The organism is Pseudomonas sp. Leaf127 (genome assembly GCF_001423155.1).
Taxonomy (GTDB): domain Bacteria; phylum Pseudomonadota; class Gammaproteobacteria; order Pseudomonadales; family Pseudomonadaceae; genus Aquipseudomonas; species Aquipseudomonas ovata.
The window spans coordinates 164,930-174,215 of sequence record NZ_LMOA01000002.1 but is presented as its reverse complement, the minus strand read 5'-3'; the positions used below and the strand labels follow the sequence as shown (position 1 = coordinate 174,215).

Genomic DNA, 9,286 nt, shown 5'->3' with positions numbered 1-9,286 from the left:
CTTATAAAAAAACCTGACGCTTGGCGGCTTTGGCGATATACAGAGAGCGACAAAGTCAGAGCATATAAAAGCGCATCAAAATATGCACTCGGCCTTGAGGCCATCGGTGATGGTGCAACCTTACACAGCCTGCATGAAGAAAAAACCAAACAACATGAATGAAATCATTATTATTTTGGCAATAATAGTCGTCATCTACATCCCTGCCCGCTGGGCAAAGTTTGCATTTTCAGGCAAAGGCTTTTCCAACACAAAACTATGGATCTTGATGATCTATAATATTTATGCCGGATCACTTCATATGTACTTCCTGGAAAAGGGCCACATCCCTTTCTACGGTTCCATGGACAGATTCCCTCTGGGCTGGCTATCCGCACTGATGATTTTCTTACACATTTCCGCCATTCCTACAACGTGGAAAAGAAGACCTTGGCGTCTGCGCAAACGCTTCGACCCAAAAATCCGCAAACACAAACTGACCTTTGACCGTTATCGACTGGCACAGCCGAGAAAATCCATTCTGTTTTTCTGGAAACGATCATGAACAACACGCTGCTCGCTCTATTGGTGATCGCCGTCTCGACAGTGTTCTATCTTCCGGCACACTGGACGAAATTCGCCTGGTCTGGAAGAGGCTTTACCAAAGCTCGCAACCACATCATGTTGATCTACAACATCCTCATGATCATCTACCACTCCTACCTTATAGAGTCGGGCAGGCTTTTCTCTCAGGAAAGTCTTCTGTTCCTGCCGGCAGGTTTTCTGTCGGCTGCCTTGATACTGTTTCATGGTTTGGCCATTCCTCGTGAACATAAAAATCGTCGCTGGCGCTGGCGAAATCGTTTTGATCCTAAAATCCGTCGGCATAAAAAATCCATTCATGACTACCGCCGTGAGCATCGAAAAAAGCGCGGCTGAATCCCTACCCATGCAGCCCCTCTCTGACCGTCGCAACCGACCCGACACTGCCAATGACAGACTTTGACTTTTATCTTCTCTATATCACCTTATCCATCGCTCTCTACTTGCCCTCGCTGTGGTGCAAGCTGAAACGCTCTGGCAAGCGCTACAGCAAACTGGTTTGGCGCACTGTTTTCACCCACAACCTCGTCATGATGCTTGTGCATTGGACGGTCGTGAAAACCAATCATCTGGTTTTTTACGGGTACATCGATGAACCGCTATTGCGGCTGATGTCCCTGCTGTGCACTGCCTTGCATGCAACCACTTATCCCGTTTCCGAGGATGAGCGGTTCTGGCGCAAACGTTACAGGTTGAAGTTCTGGAAGAAAGGGTTTGATCCGCGGATACGCTGAGGGTCGTGTGGGGCGCACCTGGTTTTTGATACGGCGCTGTTGTGCTTTAAAGACCGTAGAGATCTGCCGCCATCAGATAGGGCGGTAGCGAGGCGCTATTTTTACGACTGCTGGCGCAGCCGGTCGCGGTGGTCCGGCATTACGCCACAGGAGCGACCAGCGGTCGCGAACGCCGCATGGCCTTTTCGCGACCGTTGGTCGCTCCTACAGACCAGGTGTTGGCGGCGCGCCAACGCAGCGGGTGATCACCTGTATCCGTTCGGTGCTGTCTTACCGACTGAACCGTTCCGCCAGGCTGTGCAGGTACTGCGCCGAGGCTTCCAGTTCGCTGCTGATGGCCGAGCCTTGTTCGGCCTGCCCGGCGCTCTGGTCGCAGAGTTGGGCGATGCGGGTGATCTGCTGGCTGATGTTTTCTGCCACGTGGCTTTGCTCTTCGGAGGCCGAGGCCATTTGCTGGCTCATGCCGGTGATGCGGGTCACGGCCTGGCTGATGCCGTCCAGGGCTTGTTGCACGGCTTCGACACTGGCGACGCTTTCCTGGGAGATTTGCCCGCCGCGGTTGGCGGTGGCCACGGCGCGGTCGGCGCCGTCGCGCAGGGAGGTGATGATTTTCTGGATTTCTTCGGTGGATGACTGGGTGCGCGAGGCCAGGCTGCGGACTTCGTCGGCGACCACGGCAAAGCCCCTGCCCTGTTCGCCGGCACGGGCGGCTTCGATGGCGGCGTTGAGGGCCAGCAGGTTGGTTTGCTGGGCGATGGAGGTGATGACGTCGACCACACTGCCGATTGATTGGGTGGCGCTGGCCAGCTCACCGACGGCGTTGCCGATTTCAGTGACGCTATTGGCCATGTGCCGGATGGCCAGCAGGCTTTCATCGGCCAGGTTGCGGCCTTGCAGCGCCAGTTTGTCGGCCTCCTGGGCGGCGTGTGCGGTGTTCTGCACGTTGTGCGTTACTTCCTGGATGGTGGCGGCCATCTGGTTGATCGCGGTGGCCGACTGATCGGTTTCGTTGCGCTGCTGGTCCAGCGAGCGGGCTTGCTGGATCGACAGTTGCGCCGATTGCCCGGCGCGTTGCTTGACGCTTTCACCGGTGTCGACCAGACGGGTCAGCGCCGTTTGCAGGCGCGCTTCGCCGCTGAGCATGGCCAGGTCCAGTTGCGCCTGCGGACCACGGTTGTCGCTGTAGGTCAGGGCCACCAGGGCACTGGTAAAGGCCTTGGGGTGTTCGTCGAGGGTTTTCTGCAGGCCGCGCCGTTGGCGGGCTTCGAGGTACACGCCCAGGCCGAGCAGCACCACTAGCATCAGTGCCAGGAACGGGGTGTCATCGAGCAGGTAGTTGCCCGCCACCAGCGCGATGGCGGCGAAGATCATGGGCAGTTGCCGCACCAGGTGGTACGCCGCGCTGCTGGCGATCGAGACGGCCGGCTTGTCGGCGCGCAGGCGCGCGTACAACGCTTCGGCGCGGCGCACCTGGTCACGGGTGGGCAGCGAGCGCACCGACTCGTAGCCGACGATGCGGCCGTTTTCATACACGGCGGTGACGTAGGCGCTGACCCAGTAGAAGTCGCCGTTCTTGGAGCGGTTCTTGACCACACCCATCCACGGCTTGCCTTGCTTGATGGTTTCCCACATGTGGGCGAATACCGAGGGCGGCATGTCCGGGTGGCGCACCAGGTTGTGCGGCTGGCCGACCAGTTCTTCGCGGGTAAAGCCGCTGATGGCGGCGAAGGCGTCGTTGCAGTAGGTGACGTGGCTGTTCAGGTCGGTGGTGGAGATCAGCCGCTCGTGGGCAGGAAAGGTTCTTTCGTTCTGGGTGACGGGCATGTTCAAACGCATCGACTGCAACCTCATCCTGATGGAACTGCAAGTGTCCGGGCACGCTTGAAGGTTTAGCACACCGGGCACGGTTGTGAGCGACGCCTTACATGGCTCTTTCTAATAAAACGCGGGTTATCACCGGGCTGTATCTGAGGGCAAGCGTAGCGAAGAACCTGCGGCAAGCAAGTCGTGGTTGTGGGGGTGGCACAGCGGCATCATTGGGCAAGCGAGAGGGCGATGCAAGCGGATTCTCGGGCCTTTTCTAAAAGTTCCCTAAAGATGAAAATTTTTTACATTTGAGAATCCGATCAAGTTTTTCACGCTGTCCGTGACGTCGCATTCAGGCAGAGCACATGTGTGCTTTCACGAGTGTCCTGAACACGCCTGGCGCAGATCCGCAGGCGACAGATCCGGCGTCATTGAGGCACACTGACCGCCTTCTCTGCGCAACCGATCAAGGCCTTTTCCGATGTTCATGCCGCCCTTCAGATTCGCACTGCTGGCCCTGTTGCTGAGCGCACCTCTGGCACCTGCAACCGTGCAGGCCGACACGCGCACCAAGCCTGCCCAGGCGGCAGCGGCCAGCCTGCAAGTATCGCTGCTGGGCGGCAAGCTGGCTTTTACCCTGCCGGCCGGCTATGTGAAGGACGAGATGCCGGAAGTCGATGCCAAGGCGCGGGCCGAAGGCGTGAGCGGTGCGATGTATACCCAGCAGGCCGAGAAGCGCGTGCTGATCGTCACTGAAACGCCGATTCCCGTCGGGGTCGAGGCCAGCGACGATGACGCCCAGGTGCTCGACGAGCTGTCGGCGGCCGCGCTCACCCAGCAGGGCAGCAGTTACCAGAATGTGCAGCGCTTGGGCGAACAGCGCCTGACCAAGAAGAACGGTCTGGGCGTGCGCCAGCTGGATGCGTCGGCCACCCTCGGCGGCGCCAATGTGCTGAGCACCACCCTGCTCGCCGCCTCGGGCAAGCGCTCAGCGGTATTGAATGTGATTTCCAGCGCCAGGGACCCCAAGGCCCACGAGGCCGCCGTAAAGGCCATCATCGGTCGGTAATTCCTGTTTCAGAGCTGTTTTCAAGCCAGAAGAGGTGAACAATTGATGAATTTGTGTCGCCGGGACCGGCGTCTGGTCTGATAGCTCCAGAATAATGGCCTTGTGATCTTCCCCTGGCCTTGACCTCAGGTGAAACTGCCTCTGTCGGTCAAGCAGTCTTTTTCTGACCGGGCAGTACGAAGCATCCGGTAGGCATTATGGGAACGATCAGAGCGGAGCTTCACCAGGGCAAGGGAGTGTCATTTGCGCGGCGTATCTATCTGCCGCGCACAATCGGGCTGGGCGTCGGTTCAGTGTGTGTGGCCACAGCGCTGTATCCGCTGCCGTCGACCCACTGGGTCTGGGCCTTGCTGGTGCTGCACGCCTTTGTCTGGCCGCACCTGGCCTGGCAATGGGCACGGCGCAGCGCCAACCCTTACCGGGCCGAACTGCGCAACATGCTCTGTGACTCGTTGGCCGGCGGCATCTGGGTGGGGCTGATGGGCATCAGCGTGCTGCCCAGCGTGGCCATTCTGGCAATGATGGCCATGCAGAACATTGCCGCCAACGGCCTGCGCCTGATGCTTCAAGGGTTGCTGGCCAATGCCTGCGGCCTGCTGTTATGCCTGTTGGTGCTGTCGCCGCCAATCCAGTTTGCCAGCACTATGCTTGAAACCTACGCCTGCCTGCCGCTGCTGGTGGTCTACCCGATCTTTATCGGCTGGATGGGCTACAAGGTCGCGCTCAAGCTCAGCGAGCACAAGCGTATCCTGCGCCAACTCAGCCGCACCGACAGCCTGACCGGGCTGATCAACCACGGGTCGTGGAAAGACCTGCTGCAACTGGAGTTCAGCAAGGCGCGCGCCGTGCATCGGCCGTGCTGCGTGGCGCTGATCGATATCGATCACTTCAAGGCCATCAACGACGAGTATGGGCACCTGGTGGGTGACGCGGTGCTCAAGACCTTCAGCCAGACCCTGCGCGACAATATTCGCGAAACCGACCTGGCCGGCCGCTATGGTGGCGATGAGTTCTGCGTGATCCTGCCCGGCACTCACCTGCATCAGGCCGTCGATGTACTGGAACGCCTGCGCCAGGTCGTGGACGACTATTGCGATGCACAGTGGCCCGGCCTCAAGGTCAGCCTGAGCATTGGCATTGCGCCGCTCGAAAGCCATATCACCGAGGCCGCGCTGTGGCTGAATGCGGCCGACAAGGCGCTGTATAGGGCCAAGAGCACCGGGCGTAACCGGGTGGTCGGCGCCTCGTGGGAGACCGATCATGAACAAAGGATGCCGGCCAGCGCGTAGGGCCTATTGCGCCTGGCGTTGCGCCAATTGCGCGGCCACCTTTCGAACCAGCTTTTTCGGCCCGATGGTTTCAAGCAGCAGCCAGATCGGCTGGTCGAGGTTCAACTGGCCGTAGAGTGCCTCTTCATGGTCCAGGTGGCTTTGCTGTGCCGCGCGGTAATCGGCCGGATAGACGCTGCGTTCGATCGGCAGCAAGGCGTCATGATGTTCCAGCAGGCCGCTGAACAGGATGCGCCGCTCGACACTGCCGCGGGTGGTCTCGATCAGGCGCGCAAAGAAGGCGCCGTCACGCTGGTGCAGGGCCAGCAAGGCCACGTAGCGCTCTACCAGCACGAACGGCGCATGCTTGTCGTAGATCATCCAGCACAGGCGCTCGCGACTGGCCGTGCGGTACGGGTTCAGGGTGGCGCTGCGGCGGTTGTGATAGGCCAGCGCATAGACCAGGGCCTTTTCCGCCTGGGCGCGGCGCTCGGTCACGCCCAAGGCGGTCACTTCATCGAGCAGGGGGGCCTGGCGGCCGAGCCGTTCAAGCTGGCGCCCCAGCAACACGAAAATACCCTTGGGGCCCAGCAGCCGATCATGCAAGGTGCCCAGCTTTGCCGGCGACAGTTTTGCCTGGCGTTGCCACACCGTGCGAAACGCCACAAGGCAGTCATCGTCGCCAGGCACCGCCTCCGGCTGTGTGGCGATCGTTGCATAGTATTCAAGACTTCTTGCCATGGAAAAACTCCTTGTCAGAAAAATTAAAGTTCACGACACCTTGGCGCGCGGTGTCCCTGAACACCGGAAAAAGCTTGTCGGCATCGCGACTTTCTTTGTGTTAATGCTGATCAATGCCCCCTCATCCATCGCACTGTCGTGCCCGGACGCGGACATCCTTGCTGACTGTTATTATTGCACCGCCACACACTCACCGAGCGGCCTTACATAAGCCGCCTCCACACATCGGCAACAGGCGCATTATGTCGTTATTGGGCCACCGTACAATCCGACAGATGTAGGGGGTCAAACAAACGGCGGCATCAACATATCGCGCATGTATTGGGCGAGCAGTTGTGCGCGCGTTTTGACCTGGCTCTTTCGCAACAGCGACGACACATGATCACGCACTGTATAGCCGCTGATCCTGAGCTGTTCAGCGATTTCCTTGTTGGTCCTGCCCTGCAGCAGCAACCCCAGCACCTGCCGCTCCCGGCTTGTCACACACATGATGTTTCCCCTGATAACTGCAACATCATCGACTTAACATGTAGGAGTTTTCCCTACACTTGCTATTTATGGCTTTCAATTATCTGGCGCACGGCACCGACGATAAATCGAGCGCTCCCTCCCCTGAGCACTTGCCGTTATTCACTGCGCACATTCTTCACGCCAGACGAATCCACGCGCTGATTATTTATCAACTCGGACAATTCCTACATACAACTCGGACTTCTCTTAACACTTCAATATCCGAATTCCGAACAAGCGCCCTTGATGCACGCTAAGTGCATGTTTTTAATAGGCCATTGACTTTTCACGCGTTAATAAGGCGCTGGGCGCAAGATAAACTTGCGCCCATGAAATTACAATCCACTGTTACATTTGGATCCATTGCGTCAGGTCACGAAGGCGCCGCGAACCGCTCCCTGGCACCGGCCTTGATCTGCTCAGGATCGAGGTCCTGCACGCGGGTAGCGATGAACCGCAGGTTGCCGAACGGATCACGCAGCGTGCCGCAACGGTCGCCATGGAACGGCTCGGTGACCGGATTTCAGTGGCGCCGGCCTTGATGGCCCGCCTCCAGGGGCCGATGCTCGTCAGGCTGCAGGTCCAGCAGCGCCTTGCTGCTGATCATGTCGAAAGGCGCCGAGAAGTGCTCGTGGATGATCTTCCAGCCGGCGTCGGTCAGCCGGTAGCCGGCGCTGCCGCGCATCCAGCAGCCTTGCGGGTGGTCCTTGTCGCCCTCGACGCCACACCGGTTCAGCCAATGGGCAAAGGCGGTCTCGCCTTCACCGTGAACCACCAGGTCGTGCTGTTCGAACACCATGGCGCCCGGGCACATGTCCAGGCAGGCCGCCCAGTGCTGGCGATAGGCGTCAAGCCCCTTGAATTGCAGTTGGTTGATCGCGTCGAAGGCGATCACATCGCTGTGGTAACAGGCCATGATCGCGTCCGTATCCCGTTCACGGACGGCCTCGGACCAGCGCTTGAGCAGTGCGCCGATCTGCCCGGCAATGGCGCTGTCATTGCGTTGAGTGTTCATGGAAAAGCTCCTGCCGATACTCGGCTCGGTTGCAGGTCCATAAAGCGTAGTTCGCCTGCCCTCGCCCAGGACGGCCGGCCATCCGGCGACGGTCATGGGCGCGTGTCATGGGTCAGGCCGTGTGCGTCTCGATGGCCAACGGCTGCCGGGCGCCGAACACCGCCGCCGTCAGCATCCCGACCAGGCCCATCACCAGGCAGTACCCCACCGCCACCCATGGGCTCCAGGGCATCAGGCCGATCAACAGCAGCGGCGTCAGGCTGGCCCACAGCGCGTAGGCAATGTTGTAGGTGAACGAAATGCCCGAGACCCTGATACGCGCCGGAAACAACCCCACCATCACTGACGGTACGACCCCGACGATGCCGCAGCCCAGGCCGGCCAGGGCATAGGCAAGACCGGGTGTCAGCCACTGCCACTGTTCGATCAGGCTGGCATACAGCAGGCCGATGCCCAGCGGCAACAGCAGGCTGTAGAGCCCGACACAGCGCCAGGCGCCCAGGCGGTCGACCAGCAGGCCGGCCAGCACGCAGCCGATGTTCAGGAACACGATGCCCAGCGCACTGAGGGCAAAGGTGTGGCTGGCGCTGAAGCCGAAGCGTTGTTGCATGACCGTCGGGGTGATGACCACCAGCACCACCACCGCCGAGGTCAGCACGCAGGTCAGCAAGGCCGCCGGCAGCAGTGCCTGGCGGTGCTCGCGCAGCACCTGGCCCAAAGGCAGGCGCGGCAGGCCCTTGATGTCCTGACGCTGGGCGTGCAGGGCCATGAACACCGGGGTTTCACTCAGCCAGCGGCGCAGCCAGACCCCCACCACGCCAAACACACCGCCCAGCAGGAACGGAATGCGCCAGGCGTAATCGAGGATTTCGGCCGGGGTGTAGACCCGCGCCAGCCAGGTGGCGGTCAGGGCCCCGAGCAGGTAGCCGAAGGTCAGGCCGGCCTGCAGCACACCCAGCGCATAGCCGCGATGGCCTTGGGGGGCGTGTTCGGCCACGAAGACCCAGGCGCTGGGCACCTCGCCGCCCACCGCCGCGCCCTGCAGGATGCGCAGCCCCAGCAACAGCAAGGGCGCCCAGTAGCCGATCTGCGCGTAGGTCGGCATCAGGCCGATCAGCAAACAGGGCAAGGCCATCATCAGGATGCTCAGGCTGAACACGCGCTTGCGCCCCAGCCGGTCGGCAAAGTGCGCCATCAGGATGCCGCCCAGCGGCCTGGCCAGGTAACCGGTGACGAAGATGCCGAAGCTTTGCAGCAAGCGCAGCCACTCGGGCATTTCCGGCGGGAAGAACAGCTGGCTCAGGGTCAGGGCAAAGAAGACGAAGATGATGAAATCGTAGATTTCCAGGGCGCCACCCAGCGCCGCCAGGCCCAGGGTCCGGTAATCGGCGCGGGAAAACGGTTGGGGACGTGGTCGTGCAATGGCCGTCATTGGGTACCCCGAAACATGACAGTAAAAGCGCCTGGCGCTCGCGAGGCGCGAAGAATAGCAAAGCTGCCCTGCCCTACCACCTTCACCTTGCGGCAAAACCGGTTAAAAAAACGCACCACAAAAGGGCGA

At 60.3% G+C, this 9,286-nt stretch carries 11 protein-coding genes and 1 pseudogene; 6 read left to right on the top strand and 6 right to left on the bottom strand.

Going from position 1 to position 9,286, the window contains the following annotated elements; all coding sequences use genetic code 11:
- The first annotated feature begins 154 nt into the window (after nucleotides 1–154).
- From ASF84_RS04470 to ASF84_RS04460, 3 genes are read left to right on the top strand one after another with little or no spacing between them, the layout of a single operon-like run.
- Nucleotides 155–544, top strand: coding sequence for a hypothetical protein (locus ASF84_RS04470; protein ID WP_236709361.1), 390 nt, complete (start codon nucleotides 155–157; stop codon nucleotides 542–544).
- Complete coding sequence (locus ASF84_RS04465; protein ID WP_056835655.1) at nucleotides 541–918, top strand: hypothetical protein; 378 nt, start codon at nucleotides 541–543, stop codon at nucleotides 916–918. The genes ASF84_RS04470 and ASF84_RS04465 overlap by 4 nt, the downstream gene beginning before the upstream one ends.
- Nucleotides 919–971: 53 nt before the next feature.
- A complete protein-coding gene (locus tag ASF84_RS04460) occupies nucleotides 972–1,316 on the top strand; it encodes a hypothetical protein (RefSeq protein ID WP_056835653.1) in 345 nt (114 codons plus the stop codon).
- Nucleotides 1,317–1,586: 270 nt separating this feature from the next.
- On the opposite strand, the gene ASF84_RS04455 is transcribed toward ASF84_RS04460, so the two are convergent.
- Complete coding sequence (locus ASF84_RS04455) at nucleotides 1,587–2,618, bottom strand: methyl-accepting chemotaxis protein (protein ID WP_442963015.1); 1,032 nt, start codon at nucleotides 2,616–2,618, stop codon at nucleotides 1,587–1,589.
- 252 nt (nucleotides 2,619–2,870) lie between these two features.
- A pseudogene (locus ASF84_RS30070) lies at nucleotides 2,871–3,140 on the bottom strand (PAS domain-containing protein); the annotation flags it as partial.
- A gap of 469 nt (nucleotides 3,141–3,609) precedes the next feature.
- On the opposite strand from ASF84_RS30070, the gene ASF84_RS04450 reads away from it, so the two are divergent.
- Together ASF84_RS04450 and ASF84_RS04445 are read left to right on the top strand one after the other, a co-directional pair.
- Nucleotides 3,610–4,191: a hypothetical protein gene (locus ASF84_RS04450; RefSeq protein WP_056835682.1), complete on the top strand. Its 582-nt coding sequence runs from the start codon at nucleotides 3,610–3,612 to the stop codon at nucleotides 4,189–4,191.
- A 197-nt stretch (nucleotides 4,192–4,388) separates the two neighbouring features.
- The gene (locus ASF84_RS04445) at nucleotides 4,389–5,480 is read left to right on the top strand and encodes a diguanylate cyclase (protein WP_056835649.1); all 1,092 of its coding nucleotides are present in this window, start codon (nucleotides 4,389–4,391) and stop codon (nucleotides 5,478–5,480) included.
- 3 nt (nucleotides 5,481–5,483) lie between these two features.
- On the opposite strand, the gene ASF84_RS04440 is transcribed toward ASF84_RS04445, so the two are convergent.
- Complete coding sequence (locus tag ASF84_RS04440; protein WP_056835647.1) at nucleotides 5,484–6,200, bottom strand: hypothetical protein; 717 nt, start codon at nucleotides 6,198–6,200, stop codon at nucleotides 5,484–5,486.
- Between ASF84_RS04440 and ASF84_RS04435 the strand changes: the two genes are divergently transcribed.
- Nucleotides 6,199–6,411: a hypothetical protein gene (locus ASF84_RS04435; RefSeq protein WP_056835645.1), complete on the top strand. Its 213-nt coding sequence runs from the start codon at nucleotides 6,199–6,201 to the stop codon at nucleotides 6,409–6,411. The genes ASF84_RS04440 and ASF84_RS04435 overlap by 2 nt on opposite strands.
- A gap of 74 nt (nucleotides 6,412–6,485) precedes the next feature.
- Here the strand turns inward: ASF84_RS04435 and ASF84_RS04430 are convergent, their stop codons facing one another.
- The 3 genes from ASF84_RS04430 to ASF84_RS04420 all read right to left on the bottom strand — a co-directional run bounded on the left by ASF84_RS04430 (nucleotide 6,486) and on the right by ASF84_RS04420 (nucleotide 9,157).
- A complete protein-coding gene (locus ASF84_RS04430; protein ID WP_056835643.1) occupies nucleotides 6,486–6,689 on the bottom strand; it encodes a helix-turn-helix domain-containing protein in 204 nt (67 codons plus the stop codon).
- Nucleotides 6,690–7,233: 544 nt separating this feature from the next.
- On the bottom strand, nucleotides 7,234–7,725 hold the full coding sequence (locus ASF84_RS04425; protein ID WP_056835641.1) for a YybH family protein: 492 nt from the start codon (nucleotides 7,723–7,725) through the stop codon (nucleotides 7,234–7,236).
- 112 nt (nucleotides 7,726–7,837) lie between these two features.
- The gene (locus ASF84_RS04420) at nucleotides 7,838–9,157 is read right to left on the bottom strand and encodes an MFS transporter (RefSeq protein ID WP_056835639.1); all 1,320 of its coding nucleotides are present in this window, start codon (nucleotides 9,155–9,157) and stop codon (nucleotides 7,838–7,840) included.
- Nucleotides 9,158–9,286: the final 129 nt, after the last annotated feature.

Excerpts from the sequence above, each read along its gene's own strand:
- ASF84_RS04470 (WP_236709361.1), top strand. The coding sequence starts at position 155 with ATGAATGAAATCATTATTATTTTGGCAATAATAGTCGTCATCTACATC.
- ASF84_RS04465 (WP_056835655.1), top strand. The coding sequence starts at position 541 with ATGAACAACACGCTGCTCGCTCTATTGGTGATCGCCGTCTCGACAGTG.
- ASF84_RS04460 (WP_056835653.1), top strand. The coding sequence starts at position 972 with ATGACAGACTTTGACTTTTATCTTCTCTATATCACCTTATCCATCGCT.
- ASF84_RS04455 (WP_442963015.1), bottom strand. The coding sequence starts at position 2,618 with ATGCTAGTGGTGCTGCTCGGCCTGGGCGTGTACCTCGAAGCCCGCCAA.
- ASF84_RS04450 (WP_056835682.1), top strand. The coding sequence starts at position 3,610 with ATGCCGCCCTTCAGATTCGCACTGCTGGCCCTGTTGCTGAGCGCACCT.
- ASF84_RS04445 (WP_056835649.1), top strand. The coding sequence starts at position 4,389 with ATGGGAACGATCAGAGCGGAGCTTCACCAGGGCAAGGGAGTGTCATTT.
- ASF84_RS04435 (WP_056835645.1), top strand. The coding sequence starts at position 6,199 with ATGGAAAAACTCCTTGTCAGAAAAATTAAAGTTCACGACACCTTGGCG.
- ASF84_RS04440 (WP_056835647.1), bottom strand. The coding sequence starts at position 6,200 with ATGGCAAGAAGTCTTGAATACTATGCAACGATCGCCACACAGCCGGAG.
- ASF84_RS04430 (WP_056835643.1), bottom strand. The coding sequence starts at position 6,689 with ATGTGTGTGACAAGCCGGGAGCGGCAGGTGCTGGGGTTGCTGCTGCAG.
- ASF84_RS04425 (WP_056835641.1), bottom strand. The coding sequence starts at position 7,725 with ATGAACACTCAACGCAATGACAGCGCCATTGCCGGGCAGATCGGCGCA.
- ASF84_RS04420 (WP_056835639.1), bottom strand. The coding sequence starts at position 9,157 with ATGACGGCCATTGCACGACCACGTCCCCAACCGTTTTCCCGCGCCGAT.